Origin of the sequence: Pseudoalteromonas sp. SG43-1, from assembly GCF_014164415.1 — a bacterium.
GTDB classification, from domain to species: Bacteria; Pseudomonadota; Gammaproteobacteria; order Enterobacterales; family Alteromonadaceae; genus Pseudoalteromonas; species Pseudoalteromonas distincta.
Window position 1 is genome coordinate 73853 of the sequence record NZ_JACJFD010000003.1, and the last position, 22949, is coordinate 96801.

Below are 22949 nucleotides of genomic sequence, written 5' to 3' on the forward strand. Positions count from 1 at the left end.
TAAGTTTAGCTACTACTAACACTTTTGCACAAATAAACCTTAACTAATCAGCTTTTTTGCCACCTCATTTTATTGTTTGTATCACGAGAGCTAATAATAGTATCGTCACTACTCTCAACGCCGCCTAATTTAGCTAAGCGATCATACAAAACTACATTACAGGTTGCCGCTAAGTTCATGCAGCCAATAGTTGGAATATAAACAACCTCATCGCACCACTTTAAGACGTCTTTTGATACAGAGCCATCTTCGGGGCCAAATACATAAAATGCATTTTCAGGATGTTTAAACCCAGGTAAAGGTGTTGCACCTTCAATAAGCTCAATAACCACAACCGTTGCGCCTTGTGGCTTTATTGCTTCTAAATTATCTGTTTCGGTTAAAGGAATACGCTCCACTACATTTTTTGTATCTGTATGGAACTTTTTGGCGTTTAAGTAGCGATTGCCTGTAAAAAAAACTTGTTTAGCGTCATAACAGCCAGCTGCTCGCAATACACCGCCAACATTAGTCGGGCTTTTAGGATTGATTAAACCAATTACGGCTTGTTGTTTACTCATTAATCTACGTCCTTTGTTGGCCATTCTGCAATGTACAAATCAAAGTCGTCGAGCTTTACATCGCAATCTTTTACTGTTTTGTCTTTTACAGAAATACCTAGCTCATGCATCTTTGTTTTATCACCATTATTTAATAACGGATGCCAAGAAGCCAAACCACGACCTTCATGTAAACGACGGTAACTGCAGCTTTGTGGCATAAAAAAGATGTCTTTAAGGTTTTCTTTTGTGAGTTTTACACAAGAAGGAACAAGCGTTTGGCGGTTTTCATATTCGCTACAACCACAGGTGTTGTTATCAAGATACTGACATACAATATTAGTAAATATTAATTGCTCACCTTCGCGTAACTGATCGGTGGCGGTAAATTCGTCTTCATCTTCGCTATCAATAAACGTATTTAAACAACATTTTCCGCATCCATCACAAATGGCTTCCCATTCGTTTTGACTCATGTCGCTTAAGCTTTTTTTAAGCCAAAATTGTGTATTTGCTAATTGTTGATCAAACATAGTTTACTCGTGCCCCCTAAAGAGCGCGCATTCTACCGTATTGCTGTAAATGGCGCAAAGCGAATACCCTTTCAAAGTACTGGCTTTGCGCTACAAATTAGCTTTGAGATTTAACCCAACGCTTAATTTTTTCCTCAAGGATTGGCATTGGTAATGCGCCATCAATTAATATTTGCGTGTGAAACGCTTTAATATCAAATTTATCACCGAGTTCTTTTTTAGAAAAATCACGTAATTCTTGAATTTTAAATTGCCCTAACTTGTAAGAAAGCGCTTGTCCTGGCCATGCAATATATCGCTCTACTTCAGCAATTACATCACTTTTAGCCATAGATGAATTTGCAAGCATGTAATCTATACCTTGTTGACGCGTCCACCCTTTTGCATGAAAACCAGTATCAAGCACTAAACGCATTGCGCGTAATTGCTCATCCGATAAACGTCCATACCACATATAAGGGTCGGTAAATAAGCCTAGCTCTTTGCCTAAGCTTTCTGCGTAAAGCGCCCAACCTTCTGCGAACACGGTATAGCCACCAAATTTACGAAAATCAGGTAAGCCCTCTATTTCTTGCTGAAGTGCTATTTGAAAGTGATGACCTGGGGCTGCTTCGTGAATCGATAAAGTTTCGAGTAAAAATTTAGGCTGCGCTTTTAAGTTATAAGCATTGATATAAAAAATACCAGGGCGAGAGCCATCAGGCGCCGGAGATGCATAGGATGCACCTGCTGCCGACTGCGCTCTGTAGGCTTCAACTGCTTTTACAACGTAAGGTGCTTTGGGGGCTATGTTAAAAAGTAGAGGCAAACGCGCATCTATTTTTTTCTTAACGTTTTCATATGCCTCAATTAACTCCTCAGGCGTGTCGTAGTAAAATTCATCTGAATCACGTAAATGATCAAAAAATTCTGATAACTCACCTTTAAAGCCTACGGTTTCTTTTACTTTTTTCATTTCGCTTAAAATGCGCGACACTTCACTTAAACCAATGTCATGAATTTCGTCTGCAGATAAGCTAAGCGTTGTGTTTTTCTTAATTTGGTATTCGTACCACGCTTTACCGTTTGGTAAGTCACTGTAACCTACGCTTTCTCGACTATTAGGAATATACTGATTAGCTAAAAAGTCGCTCATGCTTTTATAAGCCGGTACTAAGTGCTGCATAATCAATTGACGATACTGCGCTGTAATTTTTTGCTTTTGCTGTGCGCTAAACGATTCTGGTAATTTTTTAATTGGTCCCCAAAATAATGAATCTTCGGCATTTTTAACTACATGAGCTGCAAATTGTGGCTGTAATTTTTCAGCAAGTGGTTTTGGTAACGTAATACCTAGTTTAATGCCTTGCGCCATTGAACGCTCTACACTGGCAAGCCACTTTACAAAACCTTCGCTACGCGAGATAAAAGCGGTGTAATCTTCAACGGTATTAAACGGCTGAGCACTTTGACCTGAACCAAAACCTGCAAAGGTGTTATGCGCACCCGCCATTTGATTTATTGGTAGTAAATAATCAGGGAACTGCATGCCTTCTAATTTAAGTGCAAGGTCACGCTCTAATATTTCAAAACTTAAAAGCGATTGCCCTGTTAACTGTGCTTTATCTATAAAGTTTAATCGCTGTTGATATTTTTTATAAAAAGCGGCTTTTTTAGCTCTATTTTCTTTTGAAATCACAGGCGTGAATTGATCGTTAAACTCATTACGACCATTGTACGTTGCGCTGATGGGGCTATATGTGAGCGATTCATCGTAATACTGTGCAACAAGTACATCGAGTTGTTGCTCTGCTGAAAGCTCTGAAACAATACCTGCTGATGCGTTAACTGTGTTTAACTGCGTACTGGTATTAGTCTGTGTACTAAGCTCAGTATTCATACAGCCACTTAAAGCAAACATAACGCCACTGGCAACTAATGCTAATTTAATTGATTTCATGATAATCCTTTTTAATATCGTTTTTTAATTATGCGCATTAAACCGTGCTTAATAAAGAAATTACGATAGATTGCATTCATCGTATTAAATTTGCACTTTTATCTGAACTTGTTACATTTCTATTAATTCAAATATGATTTAAAAGAAAAATAAAATGAAAAAACAACTACTCAGCACCTCTATTGCCTTACTCTGCTTAACCGCTTTTAATAGCCATGCAGTTACATACCTATCGGCTAAAGCCATGGTTGATGTTAAAGATGGCAAGCTCATTAAATCACCCTTAATTACTATTGATGATGGCGTAATTACAAACATTGAACAAAATAAAAAACCAACGCTGACTAAAGATGATAAACACATTCAACTCCCTGATTTAACCCTTATGCCAGGTTTAATGGATATGCATGTGCATTTAACGAGTGACCCTACGGTGCCGCGCAGTGAACGTTTAGGCCAGTCAGTTCCTAGAATGGCGATTAAAGCGGCTCATTTTGCTAAAAAAACCTTAGAAGCTGGATTTACAACAGTACGTAATGTTGGCGCAGAAGGTTACAGCGTCATAGCCGTGCGTGACGGCATAAATGCGGGTGACATAGTTGGCCCTCGTATTTGGGCTGCAGGCCCATCACTCGGCATTACTGGCGGGCACTGTGATAACAACCGCCTACCTCCTGAGCTTAAATATACTTCAAGTGGCGTCGCAGACGGTCCATGGGCTGCGCGTATAAAAGTACGCGAAAATATTAAATACGGGGCAAATGCTATTAAGTTTTGCGCCACAGGTGGAGTATTTTCAAAAGGGACTAAAGTAGGTGCACAGCAGTATTCTTTTGAAGAAATGAAAGCCATTGTTGATGAAGCCCATATGCGAGATTTACCAGTAGCAGCTCATGCACACGGTACAAGCGGGATTAAAACAGCCATTAAAGCGGGTGTTGATAGCGTAGAGCACGCCAGCTTTTTAGATGACGAAGCGATAGCGCTTGCTAAAGAGCATGGAACTTGGCTTTCTATGGATATTTATAACACCGAATACACGCTCACTTATGGCGAGCAAAACGGGGTAGACGAAGAAAACCTAAATAAAGAGCGCCAAGTTTCTAAAAGGCAACGTGATAGCTTTAGCCGTGCTGTAAAAGCGGGTGTTAAAATGGTGTTCGGTACCGATGCAGCAATTTACCCGCACGGAGATAATGCAAAACAGTTTAGCCGCATGGTTGAATTTGGCATGACAGAACTACAAGCCATTCAAGCATCAACGATTAATAGCGCTAAGTTATTAAAAATGGATACTCAGTTAGGACAAATTAAAACCGGATTTGCAGCTGATATAATTGCGGTTAAAGCAAATCCTCTTAAAAGTATTAAAACCTTAGAGGCAGTACCTTTTGTAATGAAAGCAGGGGTTGTTTATAAAAACCAATTGTAAATACACGCTATTAAGGCTGAGTTTACTCAGCCTTAATAAAACTCTCACCCGTATTGAATATGCCATAAAAGGGTCACCGCCCCCCCTATTAGACTCGCTTTTGTCTATTAATTATCCGAACAGTTTTATTTAATCAAATAAAATGAACTTTCTATTCACTTTAAAAACAATAACCATTATCATTCGCGCAAATTCAATAACGCGAATAGTTATCACTCTATGAAAACGTTTAAGTACTCTCTTATTACTCTTGCTTGTTTAAATGCAAATGTGGCATTTGCCCAAAATACACAAGTTGATGCTGATATTGAACGCATCAGCGTATACGAAAAGCAAAACCGCGTGGTGATGAGCTCTGGTCTTGCTACTAAATCAGACATGTCTTTAATGGAAACTCCTGCACCGGTAGTAATTATTGACCGAGAACTGATTGAATCTCAAGGTGTAGATAGCTTACAAGATTTAGTTAGAAACGTAAGTGGCTTAACACAAGCAGGTAATAATTACGGTATTGGTGATAACTTAGTAATTCGTGGTTTAGATGCAAACTACACCTACGATGGTATGTATGGTGGTGCAGGCCTGGGTAATACATTTAACCCAACTCGTTCACTTACAAATGTTGAATCTGTTGAGGTTTTAAAAGGCCCAGCAACAGGTTTATATGGCATTGGTAGTGCAGGTGGCGTAATTAACCTAATTGAAAAAAAACCCGAGTTTGAAGAAAAACACAAAGTTGCGGCTGAGCTTGGCCAGTGGGATAGCTATTCATTATCGTTTGATAGCACTAACGCTATAACAGATGATTTAGCTTATCGTGTAATGGCTAAAACAGCGTCAAGTGACGGCTTTCGCGATTTAAAAGAAGATCGCGACGAAATTTATACCTCGCTTAAATACGTACTTAACGACAAACAAAACATCATGCTTTCTGCAGCCTATATAAAAGATGAAATAGCGGTTGATTCTATTGGTCACCCTATTCGTATTTACAATGCAGAAACTGCAAACGGTTTAAGCGCGGGTGAAGTAACTGGTGCCGATTTAGTAAACGATCCAACAGGAAGCGGCGTACAGTTAAGTGATGCACAACGCGACCAACTAGCTAATTCATTATCAGCATCTGATGGCTTAACACCTTATAGCTTTGGCACAAATGGTATTATTTCACCAATGGCTGATGCTAACGAAGGTGAAGAGTTGCGTTTTAAATTAACGCATAACTATTACATTACTGACGATTTGTTTTTAAACCAGCAGCTACAGTACCGTAACTACACATCAAGTTTTGCGCGCCAAACTGGTGCATATAACTACGTCTATTCAACACGCGATGGAATAATTAATAACGACCCTCGTGCTCCATTAGTTGAAGACGGTGTACTTTACCCGTATGCAGCACGCCGCCAAGAATACCGCCAAGTAGAAGCAGATGAAAAATCATGGCAGTACTTCTTAGATTTACGATATGACTTTATGTTAGGCGACGTAGATAACGAATTACTAGTTAACGCCAACTACGAAGATAGAGATATTCGTTTTAAACAATTCTCAATATGGGATCAAGATTACGTACTCACAAACAATGATGGTGATGTAACGTACCAAGGTTCTTTGCCGTATATTTACGATATAAGAGAACCAAATTGGCCAACCGGTAACTTTGAAGATTACGATCCGCTTAAAACAAGTGACTACAATAAAAAAGTACAAGCATGGGGCTTAGGCATTCAACATGTTGGTTACATAACTGAAGAACTTACAACGCGTATTGGTGTGGCATATAACCGAATTGAGCAAACTTATGAGCACTTTGGTGTTGATGAGCGTTACAGTTCTAGCCGTGCAGAGCCAACACCTGAAGCGAGTACATCAGATTCTGGCTTAACGTATAACCTTGGTGCAACGTATCAGCCATCTGAAGATTTATCTGTATTTGTAAATCATTCAAAAGGGCGTACAGCGTATAGTGTATTAGGCTCTGTGGCAGGTAACGAAGCTGACCGTGAAGATTCAGAGTCTATAAGTAACGACCTAGGCTTTAGATTTAAAGCATTTGATGACCAACTACTCGCATCTGTTGTTATATTTGAAAGCTCTCGTACTAATTTAGAATACGCAAACCCGCTTTATGACGCATTAACATCAGGCTCAGATGTACCTGAAAGCTATTATGATGGTAAAGAGCAAACAAAAGGTGTTGAGCTTGATTTAAATGCTTACTTGAACGATAAATGGAAAGTAAACGTAAACGGTATTTATCAAGATGCACGTGACAAAAGTAATCCTAATAGCAGCAGTTACGACACACGCCAAAAAGGTGTGCCTTACGTAACAGCAAGTACGTGGGTAACCTACTACGCAGATATGTTTAATTTACCTGAAGCTGTAAATATAAGTGGTGGTATTACGTTTGTAGATAACAGAAGTACTAATTCAAGTTCATTCTCGATTCCTGATGGTTATGTACCAAGTTATACGACTTACGATACAGCTGTATCGTATACAACTGATAAATGGCATATGCAGTTAAACTTAAATAACTTGTTCAACAAAAAGTATTACTCAAAAGCGATGTTTTTAGGTGGTATGCCAGGGGAAGAGCGTAATGCAAAACTAAGTTTTAGTTACACACTTTAATTGGTTAACCTGAACTCTGGATAAATAAATCTATCTCAAGCAGCTATTTTCAGCGCTCAGGTTAGTTAAATACTTAAAAAGCACGGTTTTCTAATTTAGAAGCCGTGCTTTTTTGTGTTTTATAAACGCTTAATCTAAATTAAATAGTAACCACTATGCGACCGTTAATTTCACCTTTGAGCATATCATCAAAAATTTCGTTAATGTCCTCTAAGCGTTTTTCTTCAATAATCGCTTTTACTTTACCTTGCGCTGCAAATTCCAAGCATTCTTGCAAATCTTTACGCGTACCAACAATAGAGCCCACTACTGAAATGCCATTAAGGACAGTATCAAAAATAGGAAGTGGCATATCCTCTGGAGGTAATCCCACTAATACGCATTTACCGCCACGGCGTACACTTTTATAGGCTTGTTCAAACCCCGCTTTAGACACCGCAGTACACACAACACCATGCGCGCCACCTACTTGTTCAAAAATAGCTTCGCTTGGAACCACCTCTTTAAAATCGAGGGTGATATCTGCGCCTAGCTCTTTAGCAAGCGCGAGTTTTTCTTTACCTGTATCAACAGCTATTACATTAAAACCCATTGCCTTAGCGTACTGTACTGCTAAATGACCAAGCCCGCCCACACCAACAATAGCAACCCACTGCCCTGGTTTAGCACCGGATACTTTTAATGCTTTATAGGTTGTAACACCTGCACAAAATAATGGAGCAGCCTCAGAAAAACCGAGTTCTTCTGGTATTTTTACAACGTAGTCGCCATGCGCTAAACAATATTCTGCATAACTACCGTCAATAGAATAGCCAGTATTGTGCTGCGATAAACACAGTGTTTCTTTACCATCTAGGCAAAACTCACAGTGCCCACATGCACTATAGAGCCAAGGAATACCGACTCTATCGCCAACTTCTAAGTGCTTAATGTTGCTTCCGACTTTTTCGATAACACCGACACCTTCGTGCCCTGGTACTAATGGCATTTTTGGTTTTACTGGCCAATCCCCATGACAGGCATGTAAATCGGTATGGCAAACGCCACAGGCCGCTATTTTTACTAAAACATCATTTATTCCCACCTCAGGAATTGGTAAGTCTGTTATTTCTAATTTACCTTTGTATTGAGTATTAATTGCAGCTTTCATAGTCATTCCATCGTATGTGAAGAAAATTAAAGATAAGGATTTATTTATGTATTGTTGTGTACAACATATCCTAATATAGATGTATAAATATTAATCTAAATCATATTTTAGTCATTTAAATTAACTTATAAGCCTGCTAAGAACTTGCTATCCATAATGAGCGTGCTAGCATTTACTTTCTGAAATTACTGAAAGTTACTAAGCTATGAGTTTATCCGAAAAGAATTTTGCCTTTGTAATGCATTGTGGTGAGATGGGCAGCCGATGGGGATTCAATCGTACGATCGGACAAATGTGTGGTTTGCTGATTATTACTAAAAACCCAATGACAGCTAATGAGATTGCAGATGCGCTTAGTATTTCTCGCGGTAATGTAAGTATGGGCATTAAAGAGCTGCAATCGTGGCAGTTAATTAAAGTACAGCATATTCCTGGCGATCGTAAAGAGTACTACGCCCCTGCTGGCGATATTTGGGATATGGCAAATCGCGTATTTGAAGAACGTAAAAAACGTGAAATTGAGCCCACCTTAACACTACTACGCGATAACTTATTAGACGAAGCCAGTAACGACGATGAACTTTACGCACAAAAACAAATGGGTGAGATTCACAACCTACTTGAAACCGTCACTAAATGGTCATCAGAACTACAGCGTTTAACGCCAGAGCAACTTAATAAGCTAATGAAGCTAGGTTCTGGAATTGGTAAAGTTATTGACCTAAAAGAAAAGATATTCAAAAAAGAATAAAGCCGCAATTGCGGCTTTATTTATAGGTATATTTTAAAAATTAGATTTTTGGATAACCAATTCTGTCCGACAAGTAACCTACACTAGTAGCAAAGTAATACGAGCGATTCCAATGCATAAACACTTTGTAGTTATCGTACGCTAAGTACATACGGCCATTTATATCATCAGGCATAACCAGCGCAGCACGTACGTCTACATTAGGTAAATCAGAACCATCAGCTTTACGAACACCCAGTGCTTGCCAATCAGCTAATGAGCGCTCTGAGTCGTTCCAATATTCTAACCACTGCTTGCGAGTTTTGGTACCACGCACTAAAACGTATTTACTATCAAAGTTTTCAGGTAACTGAACTTGGCGACCCCACGTAAGAGAGTCGTTCCAGCCTTCTTGCTTTAGATAATTAGCAATTGAGGCAAAAGCATCTTCTTTTGTAGTCCAAATATCTTTACGACCATCGTTGTTGTAATCAACCGCGTAAGCATTAAAAGAGGTAGGCATAAATTGCGTTTGCCCCATTGCGCCTGCCCAAGAGCCTTTAAATTTATCAAGCGTTATGTGGCCCGACTTTAAAATATCCAGTGCAGCCCAAAGTTGGCGCTTATAAAGTGCTTCTCGGCGCCCATCAAAAGCAAGTGTCACTAATGATGAAATAACGTTATGACCGCCTTGAATTGTACCAAAGTTACTTTCAAGCCCCCAAAGCGCGACTATAAAGCGTGCTTGTACGCCAAACTCTTTCGCTACTTTTTCAAGTACCTCTTTGTTTTCTGCGTAAAGCTTACGTGCGCGGTCAATTTTCCATTGTGGTACACGTTTTGGTAAATACGTTTCAAGGGTTTCTTTTACTTCTGGCTGGTTTTTGTCAGCCGAAACAACTTTTTCTTTATACGTTGCTGTTGCAAACGCATCGTCAATAAGTTTGGCTTCGTAACCTTTTGCGATAGCTTCTTGCTTTAAATTCGCTAAATAATCTTGAAATTCAGCCTGAGTTTTTGCCATAACAGGTGAGCTTAAACATACACCACATAATATAACGATAAGTTTTTTAATCACTATCAACTCCATTGTCTTTTCGTAATTGGCTTAGCAAATTTTGCTCAGGTGGTGGAATTTGTAAGTAGTAGCCTTTATCAGGATTTGATAACGCTGCTTTTACAGTTTCTAAATCTGCCCCACCTAAATGCTCACGTTTTGCTAAATTGATGATCATCACATAAACAGGTTGACCAAACGTAGCCATCAAAGGTTCCGGAACTTTGCTAAAATCATCTCTTTTTTCAACAAATAAGAACGTATCCGCTTTTTTCTTACTTTTATATACTGCAGTGAGCATTATGGCCCTATAAATTCTTGCTTAACAATGCCGCACACTATAACATGAGAGTAATAATAAGTTAGAAAAATTAGATTAGAAATTTCAATAAAGGCCCTATTCAGCCTACGTTTATCTAAAATTAATTTCTAATCAGACAAATCAATTGAGCGTGTATGTCGGACCAAATTTTTGAGTTAAAAGGGAATCTTTTTACGTTATCAGTTTTGCATCTTTATAGTACTGATATAAACCTTTTAGCAGAACAACTGTATGTAAAAATAGCCCAGGCCCCTAAGTTTTTTGAGGGTGCGCCTATTGTCGTTAATTTAATTGAAATTAAAAACAGTTCACTTGATTTTGTTCACTTAAAATCATTAATCGAGCGAATGAGTTTTAATGCAGTTGGTGTGTGTAATGGCTCAGATGAGCAACATACTCAAGCAAAGGCTGCTGGCTTATCTGTTTTAAATTATTCACAAGACGTTAAGAGCGAACCTGTTAAACAAGAGCCCAATACATCGATTGTAGAAAAAACGGTGCATTTACCAGCGCAAATTATCAGCGGTACAGTTCGCTCTGGACAACAAGTTTATGCAAAAGATAGAGATTTGATAGTACTTGGCGCAGTTAGTCATGGTGCGGAAGTCATTGCCGATGGGAATGTGCATATTTATGGCACCCTACGCGGTCGCGCTATTGCAGGCGCAAAAGGTTTTAAAGAAGCACACATTTTTTGCCAAAAACTTGAAGCCGAGCTGGTTTCAATAGATGGTAATTACTGGATCAGTGATTCGCTACAAGGTGAACATTGGGGAAATGCAGTGCAAATACAACAAAAAGACGAATCATTAGAAATTTCAGCTTTGGTTAAAGGATAAATCTCATGGCAAAAGTAATTGTCGTTACCTCAGGTAAAGGCGGTGTTGGTAAAACAACATCAAGTGCTGCAATTGGCACAGGCTTAGCGTTAAAAGGCTATAAAACAGTTATTATCGACTTTGATATTGGTTTACGTAACTTAGATTTAATTATGGGTTGTGAACGCCGCGTTGTTTATGACTTTGTAAATGTAATTAATGGTGAGGCAAACCTTAACCAAGCGCTTATTAAAGATAAACGTGTAGATAAATTATTTTTACTACCTGCTTCACAAACTCGTGATAAAGATGCTTTAACACGTGAAGGTGTTGAACGCGTACTAAATGAACTAAAAGAAGACTTTGATTACATAGTATGTGATTCACCAGCAGGTATTGAAGCTGGCGCTATGATGGCGATGTACTTTGCTGATGAAGCAATTGTTACAACAAACCCAGAGGTGTCGTCAGTTCGAGATTCAGATCGTATTTTAGGTATTTTACACAGCAAATCAAAACGTGCTGAAGAAGGCCTAGAAAATATTAAAGAACACTTACTATTAACACGCTATAACCCTGGTCGTGTTGAAAAAGGTGAAATGCTATCGGTAGAAGATGTGCAAGATATTCTGTCAATCCCATTATTAGGGGTTATTCCTGAATCGCAAGCGGTATTAAGTGCTTCAAACTCAGGCCAACCTGTTATATTGGATACAGAATCTGATGCAGGCCAAGCTTATTCTGATGCAATTAACCGCTTACTAGGTGAAACCGTCGATTTTCGCTTCTTAGACGTTGAGAAAAAAGGCTTATTTAAACGGATTTTTGGAGGTTAACGTGTCTTTACTTGACTACTTCCGCTCAGAAAAGAAAAACAGTGCGTCACTAGCAAAAGAGCGATTGCAGATCATTGTCGCGCACGAGCGTTCTCAGCGAGGAACGCCGGATTACTTACCACAATTAAAACAAGATATTTTAGATGTGATCCGTAAATACGTGAACGTAAGTACCGATGCAGTTCAGGTTCAGTTTGATCAAAACGAAGACGATTTAGCCGTACTTGAGCTAAACGTTACACTACCTGATGAAGAAAAGAAGTAATTGAAGAAAGGGCGCTTTATAAGCGCCCTCTTTATTTTCATTTACTTTTTAATAACTTTCTAAATATCTACGTTTTAATCCCTTGCATGCAACTAAAACTTTTCTACTATGTAACACAAAAATTATAGATAATACCAATTCGTTTAATTAAGTGATCTATTTTGAGGATGGAAAAACGTGTTGATAGCTAGGCAAAAAAATCACTATTTAGTTGTTCTAAATGAGATTTTTTTAACACAGGTAACGACACGTTTAGCGCCGCAAAATGATTAAGTATTATTGCGGATTGATATAAGTATTACACAGTAAAAAAAATATCTAGTCTTAAGTATCCCACTCTTTTAAAGCGTCTTTAACGTAGGTATATCGCCAAGAGCTTAATAAATCAGGCTTAATATGGCTTTCTTTTTGTTTTGACGTTAACTTCCAATTCCAACTAATCAATTGATTAATTTGCTTTTTAGAGGCCATAACGTCTTCTGGTATATTGTGCTCTTTAGCGACTTTAGTGATCTTTTGTTTAATATCTTTGGCTACTTTTTTATAGGTAGGAAAATCAATTAAGCGCTTAAGTACATCAGGATGCTCTGCATCTGGTACCGCTTTGGCAACTTCAATACACTTGATTATATCTACACCAGAGCGATTAACTTCAATAGCTTCAACTCCTGGGATTTGACGTAGAGCATTTAAACTTGAAGGACCACGTTTGGCAATTTCAGTCATGTTATGTTCTTTTAACACAAAATTTAGCGCTAAATTCTTCTTAATGGCTTTGTTTCTACGCCATACAGCAAGTTCTTTTAAAACCGCGAGTTCGTGCGGTTTGAGTTGCCATGCATTTTTAATATCTTTATATAAAAGATCGTCTGGTGTTTGAAACGCACGTTTTTTAGCTATCAGCTCACTCTCGTTTATTACAATGTCAAAGAACCCAGCGGCATTAATACGCTCTATAATCAGCTCGAAACACGGCAATAAGTAAAAAGTATCTGCAGCAGCATAATCTAACTGTTTTTTAGTTAACGGACGTTGCAGCCAGTTAGTGCGTGACTCACTTTTATCTATTTCAATACCTTGCAACTCTTTTACCATAAGGGCAAAGCCCATACAGTTACCTTCCCCAAGTAACTGCAACGCAAATTGTGTATCAAAAAGTGGGGATGGAACAAAGCCTGCGTATTTTTGAAAAACCTCAATATCTTCTGAAGGAGAATGCAGTACTTTTAAAACACTAGGATCTTTTAGTATTTCCCAAAAATCGAATAATGAGAGCTCAGCTAACGGATCGATAAGCGCTAAATGCTCACCATCAAAAACTTGGATAAGTGCAACTTCTGGATACAAAGTGCGACGACGCATAAACTCAGTATCAATAGCTAAAATAGGCTTATTTTTTATTTGTTCAACAAAAGTGTTCAGTTGATTTTGGGTTTCGATCAATTGGTATTGCACTTAATCTCCTACAATAAAAAAGCCGACATGTGTCGGCTTTTTTATAGGTTGCTAATCTTTCAAGGCTCTTCGGAGTATTTTACCTACGTTAGTTTTAGGTAACTCATCCCTAAACTCTACCAGTTTTGGGACCTTGTAATTAGTTAAATTATCACGACAGTGACTTATTATATCTTTTTCAGTTAAAGAAGGGTCTTTTTTAACAACAAAAACTTTAACTTGTTCGCCACTTACATCGTGAGGAATACCAATGGCAGCAACTTCAAGCACACCTTCGTGCATAGCCACTACCTCTTCTATCTCATTAGGGAAAACATTAAAGCCAGATACAATGATCATGTCTTTTTTGCGATCTACAATAAAGAAGAAACCTTCATCGTCATAAGTTGCAATATCACCTGTTGCAAACCAGCCATCTTTTAAACATTCAGCTGTTGCATCTGGTCGCTTGTAATAGCCCACCATAACCTGCGGGCCTTTCACACACATTTCACCTGGTTCACCTTTAGCGGCTTCTTCACCGTTATCAAGTATTAGCTTAATCTCAGTATTAGGCGCAGGCAAACCAATAGAGCCATTATATGCTTCTAAATCATAAGGACTAATAGTTACTAATGGAGAACATTCTGTAAGGCCATAGCCTTCCATTAATTTTGAGCCAGTCACTTTTTGCCATTTTTCAGCAACAGGACGTTGCACGGCCATACCGCCACCAAGTGACATTTTTAAATGACTGAAATCAAGCTCAGCAAAACCTGGTGTGTTTAATAAACCGTTAAATAACGTATTAACACCAGTAATAGCAGTGAATTTATGCTGACCCAGCTCTTTAACGAACCCAGGCATATCTCGTGGATTTGTGATTAATATATTTAAACCACCGTACTTCATAAACGTCAGGCAGTTAGCTGTTAAAGCAAATATATGATAAAGCGGTAAAGCGGTAACAACAACTTCTGTACCACGATTTAACACTTTGTCTAAACAGCCTGAAACTTGCTCAAGGTTACCAACCATATTGCCATGGCTCAGCATTGCCCCTTTTGATACACCTGTTGTACCACCGGTGTACTGTAAAAAAGCAAGATCTGACAAGCTCATTTCAGGACGTGTATATTTAGTTTCGTCTGCAGCTAAAACGTCTGAAAAGTTAATTGTGTTTGGTAAGTTGTACTTTGGCACCATTTTTTTAATGTGCTTCACAACAAAGTTAACTATGTGCTTTTTAAGCCCACCAACCATGTCGCCTACTTGCGTTACTACAATGTGTTTAACATCAGTGTGTGCAAGCGACTTTTCAAGTGTGTCAGCAAAGTTTGCTAAAATGAAAATAGCGGTAGTGTCAGAATCCTTTAGCTGATGCTCTAATTCACGCACAGTGTAAAGTGGGTTAACATTTACAACCACACAACCCGCACGTAAAATACCTAAAATGGTTACTGGTGTTTGTAGTAAGTTAGGCATCATTACGGCAACTTTGTCGCCTTTTTTAAGACCTAAATCATTTTGAATGTAGGAAGCAACTTTTTTTGTTGCTGTATCTATTTCGCTATAAGACAGCGTTTTACCCATATTAGTAAATGCAGGTAAATCGGTGTAGTCAGTAAAACTTTTTTCGAACACTTCGAGTAACGAGTTGTAATGCTCAGGATCGATTGTTTCAGGCATACCCTCTGGGTAGCGCTTAAGCCAGATTTTTTCCACTCTTAGCCCCTGTTTATAATTATATTTTTATTAACCTTAATCTAAGTAAGGCGCTTTAACAATTGAGCAAATACTCTAATGGAGGAATAATCCCACATTTTACGTAAACTTACAATTAACATGCACCATTTTGCAGCATAAAGTCTTGAATATGCTTAAAACATAGTTCACTACTTTGCATATGACAGTGGTGCCCACCATCTACATTAATTACCTTTAAGCTATTGTAATAACTAATATACTTTGCCAGATTTTGTTTTACAAACGAATAACCTTCGTTACCTAAAATTAATTGGCACGGTGCAATTAAATCTTTTATTGCACCAATACATTGCGCCTCATTAAACCTAAAACCTGAGTGATTTTTAAGCTTTGGATCAGTTGTTAATGTATAACCATCTAAAACCGATTTTATATTTCGCTGCATTAAAAGAGCAATAAGCTCACTATTCAAATCGGTTGTTTGAGCACGTGCTTCATAAATAAGCTCTTTCGATTTATAAACTCTCTGCTTCTTATTTTTTAAACGCGCTCTATTTAATACTGCACTTTTTAGCTGTTCACATACGCCTTCGCTGGGAGTTGTAACACACCCAATCCCCTCAATAAAGGTAACAGATTTTACATAATCACCAAAGCAACTAGCAAAAAGCCCTGCAACCATGGCTCCCATCGAATGCCCAACTAAATGCACTTTTTTAACACCAAGCGCATTAATAAGTTGGTACACATCATCAATATAATCAACAAAATAATAATGTGCATCATCACTTCGCCAAGATGATAAACCATGCCCGACAAAATCAATACAGTACCAAGTGTGCTTTGGCTTAGCTTTACTTAACATTGGTATAAAACTGTGGCAGTTATCTAACCAACCATGCAACGCTATTACTATTTCATCCCCAGAACCTACTTTTAAGCCATGAATATTCAAGTTATTGGTTTCAATATTAAATGGCTGCACGGCAAGTCCTTTATTAATTTAGAGCATCATTATTTATAGCATACAAGTTGTCAGACCACTAACTTAGAAAATGGTGCCAAATTCACGATTTAATTATCTTCGTGATGAAAAAAGAAGCAAAGCATAATAATTAAACATAACATTATTAATAACTTAAACTAAAAACAACAAACTAACCGTTTTTAATAAGCTTACTCTGTATGTATTTTGAACAATTTAAAAATGGCGGCATTGTATATACTTAACTTATAACTAGTATAATTTAAATAAATAGAACTAACAGCGTTAACTATAATTTTATGTATATAAAATCAAAGTATAAATTATAAATATCTCAGATATTCATTTATTTATCATCCTATCTGTATACAATATCAGCGGCTATTAAATAAGGTACACTCATAAGGTACAACCATGAAAAAACAGATCAGCTTATTGGCACTTTTATGCACCGCTTCTGGTGCTTACGCAGAATCAGCACCTAAAAATGTAATTTATATGATTGGTGACGGCATGGGTCCGGCTTACACCACGGCTTATCGCTATTTTAAAGATGACCCTGCAACAAAAGAAGTAGAAGGCACGGTTTTTGACACTATTTTAAAAGGCATGGCTCACACCTACCCTGATGACCATACTTATGTAACAGACAGCGCTGCGGGTGCTACAGCGCTTAGTAGCGGCCATAAAAGTTATAATGGTGCAGTTGCTGTAGATACAGATAAAAAGCCAGTTAAAACCATGCTTGAAATGGCAAAAGAGCGCGGTATGACAACAGCGCTTGTAGCAACTTCACAAATAAACCATGCAACACCTGCTAGCTTTACAGCTCACAATGAATCTCGTTACAACTACGATGATATTGCCAACGATTATATTGATAATAAGATTGCTGGTAAATTACCTGTTGATTTAATGCTAGGTGGCGGTACTAAATATTTTATTCGTGACGACCGTAATTTAGTTGAAGAATTTAAAGCGGCAGGTTACCAATACGGTGACGATATTAATAATCTGGGACAAATTACACAAATACCTGCCATAGGTTTGTATGCAAGCAAAGGCTTGCCATTTGCCCTTGATATGAACCCAACTCGCCTTACTCAGTTAACATCTAAAGCGCTTGGTTTACTAGATAACCAGAATGAAGAAGGCTTTTTTGTGATGATTGAGGGCAGCCAAATTGATTGGTGTGGTCACTCTAACGATATAGCGTGTGCGATGGCTGAAATGGACGACTTTGCTAAATCAATCGAAAAAGCAAAAGCGTACGTTGATAAAAATAAAGACACTATACTTGTAGTTACAGCCGATCACTCAACGGGCGGCTTAACTATTGGTTCGCACGGCCAATTTAAATGGGAAACAGACGTAATTAAAGGTGTTAAGGCAACGGCTAGTAAGTTAACAGACAAACTTATGGAGTCTAAAGACTTAAAACCAGTATGGACTGCTAACACCAATATTGAATTTACAACTGAAAACCAAATAAAACTTGAGCAAGCTAAAAAAATGGGTGAAAAAGCGCTTAATTTAGCTGTTAAGAGTATTATTAGCGATGCAAGCTTTACTGGCTGGACAACAGGCGGACATACCGCTGTAGACGTGCAGGTATTTGCCTATGGTAAGGGCAGTGAGCAATTTATTGGTTCACAAAATAATACTGATATAGCAGATAAGCTGATTGGCTTTATTAAGCAGTAAGCTTTACGTAGTTTTGAACACAAAAAGCCCGAACATTTGTTCGGGCTTTTTATTAAATTTTATAGCTGTATTTATCTAAAGCGCTTAAATAAGCGTTAAGCGTATATATCAACGCCTATTAAATTTTGTACTTCTGCTCTGCGTTCTAAATTAGCAAATTCAGTATAAGTAGAAATCGCTTTGCTTACTTGAGCTGTCGGTTGGTCGTAAATTGTTTGGCTGTATTCATTACTTTTAGCACTGCTTTTAAACAGCTGATTAGCAAGTTCAACGCCCTCGACACTGCTTTTTACATAATCGGGATTCGTTTTTTGAGCAGCCGGTTGGTCTAATAAACTCTGTGGTTTATTAGTAACAACTTTAGTAGAGCTAACCCTACCCGGAATATCTCCGGTAAAAAAACCTGAACCAATAGGCAGCGTCATTACGCGTCTCCAACCTTAATATTGCATAAAATTATGATTTAAAAACAACCAATTTGCAAATAATATGATTACTCACGTCCTGGTAGCTTTTTCCACGTTACCGTATCGCGCACATATTTAGGTTGAGCGTCACTCGCTTTTACAACGTCACCCGCTAAAAACGCGGCTTCAACATGCGCTAACATATAACGTGCATCAGGCAATGTAATATCAGTATTAATTGTCACGTTTTCAAAGTCATTAAGCGCATCAGGATAGGTTTTAAAACCTGTGCCCACTGCTACAGATGGCTCAGTGGTTGTTATATACTTATTGTTTAGTAAATCAGGTTTTATAACGCATTCTTGGTTAACTAAAAGCATTAGATTATTTTGCGCTTGGTAATGTGCAAAGTATATCTCCCCCATACGCGCATCTATACTTGGATAAACACTCAGGCTGCCGTTTTGTTCAAACGTTTGTTGAGCCATAGTAGCCAGTGTAGACACACCAACAAGCGGCAAATTAGTTGAATACGCTAAACCTTGCGCTATAGCAACACTAATACGTACACCGGTGAAACTACCTGGCCCCTGGCCAAAACCAATTACGTCTAAATCTTTTAATTTACAGTTTGCTTTAGTTAAAAGTTCATCCACAAGTGGAAGTATTTTTTGGCTATGCTGCTGCGGACACTCTTCAAAATGATGAAACGTTTGGCCCTGGTAATGTAAAACAATTGAAAGTGCTTCAGTTGAAGCATCAAGGGCAAGGATATTACTTTTGATCATTTTAGTACTCTAATTAATTTGTTTTAAAAATGTATTGGCATCTTCTAAGCTTCGCGTGCGGCGCATAGGTGGTAAGCTTTTTAAAAATACTTGGCCATATTGGCGTGTCACTAAGCGATTATCGCATATTACAAGTACGCCTTTGTCTTTACTATCTCGAATTAAACGCCCTACACCTTGCTTTAGCGCAATAACAGCCTGCGGTAATTGTATGTGAGAAAAAGGGTCTTTTCCCTGCATTTGGCAATCTTGCATTTTAGCTTGTAGCAATGGATCGTCAGGGGCTGCAAATGGCAATTTGTCTATAATAACACAACTTAATGTACTGCCGCGTACATCAACGCCTTCCCAAAAAGAAGCCGTGCCGAGTAACACCGCATTACCATGGCGAGTAAATTTCTCTAAAATTATACGCTTAGACATTTGCCCTTGCATATAAACTGGGTAGTCTATTTGTGTAGTTAGCCCTTCGGCCACTAAGTGCATCATTCGATAGCTAGTAAATAACACAAAACAACGCCCTTGTGCTGATTTTATAAGCTCAAGCGTTAGTTTTACAATTGCATGTGGCATATTATCAGCATGCGATTCGGGTAAGTAGCGAGGTAAACACAGCAGCGCCTGATTAGGGTAGTCAAATGGGCTATCTACCATCATGCTTTGTTTTGGCTTTAAACCTAGGCTTGCATTAAAATGCTCTAGTTTGTTATCAACCGAAAGTGTGGCAGAAGTGAATACAAATCCTGCGCCCGTGTCTTGCATCATTTGAGCAAACTTAGCTGATACATTCAATGGCGTTATATTAATTGTTAAATAACGGCGCGTTGTTTCATACCAATAACTAAAGCCGGTTTGGGCTGTATCAAAAACCCGCTCTAACTGCCCTTTAAACGCAAGTGCACGTTCAAATGGATGCTCAATTTTGTCGCTTCTATCTAGGCAAAGCTTGAGTACTTGATAAACAAAATCTAAATCACTGATCACACGATGGAGCGCCGCGCAAATTTGTTTATCGCTTAGTTTTTCTCGCCAATCGCCTCTACTGCCATCAACACCAAATTGTAAACGTAAATCAGCAACGCTTGTCTCAAGCTTGTTTAAGCTTTTACCAAGTTGCAGCATATCGGGAATTTCAGCTCTATAAATAGCACGTAAATCATTAATTAAATCTACCAACTTTTTAGTGCTAACACTTTCACCAAAGTAATCGCTGGCAATTTCGCTTAACTGATGGGCTTCATCAAATATGTAAGCATCTGCTTTTGGCATAAGTTCAGCAAAGCCACTTTCTTTTACAGCCATATCAGCAAAAAACAAATGGTGATTAATTACAACCACATCGGCATCGGCCGCAGTTAAACGTGCTTTGCGTATATAACAGCTTTGAAAATCTGGACACTCTTTACCTAAACAATTATCGGCTGTTGAATTTACATAAGGCAGTACTTTGGCATCATCTTCTATACCTATACAATCAGCCAAATCGCCCGATTGTGTTTCGCTTGCAAACTTAGCTACCATAGCTAGTTGATGCATTACGTCAGAGTCGTCAGTAGGTACATGTGCAACATGTTGATTAAGTCGGTAGGTGCATAGGTAATTGGCGCGCCCTTTTAATAAGGCGGTTTTTTTTGAAGCACTTAAAGCTTTAACTAGTTGCGGTAAATCTCGGTGATAAAGCTGCTCTTGTAAAGCTTTAGAACCTGTTGATATTATTGTGCGCCCTTTTGACTTAAGTGCAGGGGCTAAATATGCAAATGTTTTACCCGTACCCGTACCTGCTTCAACAACTAATTGCGAACTGTTTTTTAATGCATCCGCAACAGCTACTGCCATATCAATTTGTGGTTGGCGAGGCGTATACCCATCTAAAGATAACGCTAAAGGCCCGGTTGCACTAAACAGCTGTTTGATAATACCAATCACTTTAAAATAAATAATAGCGGGATTTTACGTAAGCAAAGCATTAAGGGCAAGTAATTACAAAACCCACTTTTACTTTACGAATTAATACGCACTTTAATAGTGAGATTAATCATTCGATATTACAATACACTGTGTATTTATAACGTACATTTAATTTAATAATGACAATATTTACAAAGCCTAATTTTCTATTAACTCTTACTAAAAATAATCCGTATTAAAAGCTATATTTAGGCATAAAAACTGTGACTCTGAAATATTACAGGAGTACCATACGCGGGTTTATAATCCTCTTTTTCGTGTGTCGTTAAAAAAATAGTAAGGTTAGCCAATGAATGCTTGGTATCTCATTTGTTTTCTCTCTGCCATTGCAATTTTTATTGCTTTTGCAAACCAATATATCCTCAAAATGCAAACTACAATTGCCATTACTACAGGCTCAGTTGTTATTTCTTTATTATTGATTATTGCCGTTAAATTATTAGGCGATCAAAATGCGTTAGCCATGACCCAAATTGTTTCCAGTATTAACTTTAACGAGTTATTACTCAAAGGTATGCTCGGATTTTTACTTTATGCTGGCGCATTGGAAATTAACCTTATGGCGCTTCGAAAACAGCGCTGGGAAATAACCGCACTAGTGCTATTTTCTACTATTGCTTCCACTTTTATAGTCGGTTATTTGAGTTTTTATCTATTTGCCTTATTTGGCTTTGATGTACCGTTTATATACTGTTTATTATTTGGCGCGCTTATTAGCCCAACCGACCCTATTGCCGTACTTGCAATTATTAAACAAATGCGAGCGCCAGAAGGAATCTCAGTTCAAGTAGAAGGTGAGTCACTATTTAACGACGGTATTGGTTTAGTAATATTTACGACCATTTTTTCGGTTGCTTTTTATGGCACCGATGCACAATTTGGCGATATAGCAGAACTCTTTTTTGTAGACGCCCTAGGCGGCATTGCGTTTGGTTTGGTTATCGCTTTGGTTGGCCACTTTTTAATTATTAACAGCCGCGATGTAAACATTCGCTTATTGATAACCTTAACTATTCCTACCGCAGGTTTTGCTGCTGCAAATATTTGGGAAATATCAGGCGCACTTGCCATGGTAACAAGCGGCATATTAATGGGTAACATTACTCGTACTAAAGCAACTGAGCGCACGGGGCCTGAAGACACTCGTTACGTAAAAGATTTTTGGCATGCAACCGATAGCTTTTTAAATGCCCTACTGTTTTTAATAATAGGTATGCTAATAGTGACGATGCCAATCACGCTTGGTGAAATTGGCTTAGGCTTACTAATGGTACCTGCAGTATTACTAGCACGCTTTATTAGCGTAGGCGCACCCTTTGTCATCTTTAAACGCTTTAGAAGTTACGATAAACACAGTGTTAAAATTTTAACCTGGGGTGGGCTACGCGGTGGTCTTGCACTGGCAATGGCGGCAGCAATTCCACGCGAGCAAGTTTTTGTAGGTGGCTCTGACCTACATAACCTAATCGTGATTGTTACCTACGTTGTGGTTATATTTTCTATTATTGTACAAGGCTTAACTATTTCACCGCTTATTCAAAGCAGTATTAAATCAGCTGAGCAAGCAAAGTAATAAATGCTTTGTGAGCAATCAACTCAGTAACCAAGTTATTATATAAATCACTTGGTTACTGTTACTCACGTGTTACAAAAACACTTTAAAGTTCTATAAATTGTTATCCTTTTTATTTATCT

General features: G+C 38.2%; 20 protein-coding genes. 8 read left to right on the plus strand and 12 right to left on the minus strand.

Going from position 1 to position 22949, the window contains the following annotated elements; all coding sequences use genetic code 11:
* Nucleotides 1-47: 47 nt before the first annotated feature.
* The 3 genes from H5159_RS04255 to H5159_RS04265 form a co-directional block, all read right to left on the minus strand.
* Entirely contained in the window at nucleotides 48-560 is a 513-nt protein-coding gene (locus H5159_RS04255) for an RNA methyltransferase (protein ID WP_182733030.1), read from the minus strand.
* Nucleotides 560-1072 (minus strand): YcgN family cysteine cluster protein, encoded by a 513-nt coding sequence (locus tag H5159_RS04260; protein ID WP_004334734.1) that lies wholly within the window; start codon nucleotides 1070-1072, stop codon nucleotides 560-562. The genes H5159_RS04255 and H5159_RS04260 overlap by 1 nt, the downstream gene beginning before the upstream one ends.
* A 97-nt stretch (nucleotides 1073-1169) precedes the next feature.
* Nucleotides 1170-3011, minus strand: coding sequence for a DUF885 family protein (locus H5159_RS04265; protein ID WP_182779785.1), 1842 nt, complete (start codon nucleotides 3009-3011; stop codon nucleotides 1170-1172).
* Nucleotides 3012-3165: 154 nt separating this feature from the next.
* On the opposite strand from H5159_RS04265, the gene H5159_RS04270 reads away from it, so the two are divergent.
* Nucleotides 3166-4443 (plus strand): amidohydrolase family protein, encoded by a 1278-nt coding sequence (locus tag H5159_RS04270; RefSeq protein ID WP_165723874.1) that lies wholly within the window; start codon nucleotides 3166-3168, stop codon nucleotides 4441-4443.
* A gap of 219 nt (nucleotides 4444-4662) precedes the next feature.
* A complete protein-coding gene (locus H5159_RS04275; RefSeq protein WP_182779786.1) occupies nucleotides 4663-7083 on the plus strand; it encodes a TonB-dependent siderophore receptor in 2421 nt (806 codons plus the stop codon).
* A 139-nt stretch (nucleotides 7084-7222) separates the two neighbouring features.
* Here the strand turns inward: H5159_RS04275 and adhP are convergent, their stop codons facing one another.
* Complete coding sequence (gene adhP / locus H5159_RS04280; RefSeq protein ID WP_024596845.1) at nucleotides 7223-8233, minus strand: alcohol dehydrogenase AdhP; 1011 nt, start codon at nucleotides 8231-8233, stop codon at nucleotides 7223-7225.
* Nucleotides 8234-8438: 205 nt separating this feature from the next.
* Here adhP and H5159_RS04285 point away from each other — a divergent pair, with 205 nt between their 5' ends.
* Nucleotides 8439-8984, plus strand: a complete 546-nt coding sequence (locus tag H5159_RS04285; protein ID WP_024596846.1) for a GbsR/MarR family transcriptional regulator — start codon at nucleotides 8439-8441, stop codon at nucleotides 8982-8984.
* Between the two features lie 40 nt (nucleotides 8985-9024).
* Here the strand turns inward: H5159_RS04285 and H5159_RS04290 are convergent, their stop codons facing one another.
* Nucleotides 9025-10041 carry a lytic transglycosylase domain-containing protein gene (locus H5159_RS04290; protein ID WP_004334714.1) on the minus strand — a complete coding sequence of 339 codons (1017 nt, stop codon included), beginning with the start codon at nucleotides 10039-10041 and terminating at the stop codon, nucleotides 9025-9027.
* Nucleotides 10034-10321, minus strand: a complete 288-nt coding sequence (locus H5159_RS04295) for a YcgL domain-containing protein (RefSeq protein WP_182716651.1) — start codon at nucleotides 10319-10321, stop codon at nucleotides 10034-10036. The genes H5159_RS04290 and H5159_RS04295 overlap by 8 nt, the downstream gene beginning before the upstream one ends.
* 155 nt (nucleotides 10322-10476) lie before the next feature.
* Here H5159_RS04295 and minC point away from each other — a divergent pair, with 155 nt between their 5' ends.
* Genes minC through minE form a run of 3 tightly spaced genes read left to right on the plus strand, consistent with a single transcriptional unit; the run spans nucleotide 10477 to nucleotide 12261 of the window.
* Nucleotides 10477-11181, plus strand: a complete 705-nt coding sequence (gene minC, locus H5159_RS04300) for a septum site-determining protein MinC (RefSeq protein WP_024596847.1) — start codon at nucleotides 10477-10479, stop codon at nucleotides 11179-11181.
* Between the two features lie 5 nt (nucleotides 11182-11186).
* Nucleotides 11187-11996, plus strand: a complete 810-nt coding sequence (gene minD / locus H5159_RS04305; RefSeq protein WP_004334708.1) for a septum site-determining protein MinD — start codon at nucleotides 11187-11189, stop codon at nucleotides 11994-11996.
* Nucleotide 11997: 1 nt separating this feature from the next.
* Nucleotides 11998-12261 (plus strand): cell division topological specificity factor MinE, encoded by a 264-nt coding sequence (gene minE, locus H5159_RS04310; RefSeq protein WP_004334706.1) that lies wholly within the window; start codon nucleotides 11998-12000, stop codon nucleotides 12259-12261.
* 324 nt (nucleotides 12262-12585) lie between these two features.
* On the opposite strand, the gene rnd is transcribed toward minE, so the two are convergent.
* The 3 genes from rnd to H5159_RS04325 form a co-directional block, all read right to left on the minus strand.
* Nucleotides 12586-13716, minus strand: coding sequence for a ribonuclease D (gene rnd, locus H5159_RS04315; protein WP_182716650.1), 1131 nt, complete (start codon nucleotides 13714-13716; stop codon nucleotides 12586-12588).
* A 51-nt stretch (nucleotides 13717-13767) separates the two neighbouring features.
* A complete protein-coding gene (gene fadD, locus H5159_RS04320) occupies nucleotides 13768-15420 on the minus strand; it encodes a long-chain-fatty-acid--CoA ligase FadD (RefSeq protein ID WP_182716649.1) in 1653 nt (550 codons plus the stop codon).
* Between the two features lie 115 nt (nucleotides 15421-15535).
* On the minus strand, nucleotides 15536-16387 hold the full coding sequence (locus tag H5159_RS04325; protein ID WP_182692914.1) for an alpha/beta hydrolase: 852 nt from the start codon (nucleotides 16385-16387) through the stop codon (nucleotides 15536-15538).
* Between the two features lie 414 nt (nucleotides 16388-16801).
* Between H5159_RS04325 and H5159_RS04330 the strand changes: the two genes are divergently transcribed.
* Nucleotides 16802-18091: an alkaline phosphatase gene (locus H5159_RS04330; RefSeq protein WP_182716647.1), complete on the plus strand. Its 1290-nt coding sequence runs from the start codon at nucleotides 16802-16804 to the stop codon at nucleotides 18089-18091.
* Nucleotides 18092-18186: 95 nt separating this feature from the next.
* Here H5159_RS04330 and H5159_RS04335 read toward each other — a convergent pair whose 3' ends face one another.
* From H5159_RS04335 to H5159_RS04345, 3 genes are all read right to left on the minus strand, one after another.
* Nucleotides 18187-18516, minus strand: a complete 330-nt coding sequence (locus H5159_RS04335; protein WP_182716646.1) for a hypothetical protein — start codon at nucleotides 18514-18516, stop codon at nucleotides 18187-18189.
* Nucleotides 18517-18584: 68 nt separating this feature from the next.
* A complete protein-coding gene (gene tsaB / locus H5159_RS04340) occupies nucleotides 18585-19286 on the minus strand; it encodes a tRNA (adenosine(37)-N6)-threonylcarbamoyltransferase complex dimerization subunit type 1 TsaB (RefSeq protein ID WP_182681955.1) in 702 nt (233 codons plus the stop codon).
* Nucleotides 19287-19295: 9 nt separating this feature from the next.
* Nucleotides 19296-21212, minus strand: a complete 1917-nt coding sequence (locus H5159_RS04345) for an ATP-dependent DNA helicase (protein WP_002960248.1) — start codon at nucleotides 21210-21212, stop codon at nucleotides 19296-19298.
* 331 nt (nucleotides 21213-21543) lie between these two features.
* Between H5159_RS04345 and H5159_RS04350 the strand changes: the two genes are divergently transcribed.
* Nucleotides 21544-22827: a sodium:proton antiporter gene (locus H5159_RS04350; protein WP_024597348.1), complete on the plus strand. Its 1284-nt coding sequence runs from the start codon at nucleotides 21544-21546 to the stop codon at nucleotides 22825-22827.
* The last annotated feature ends 122 nt before the right edge of the window (nucleotides 22828-22949 follow it).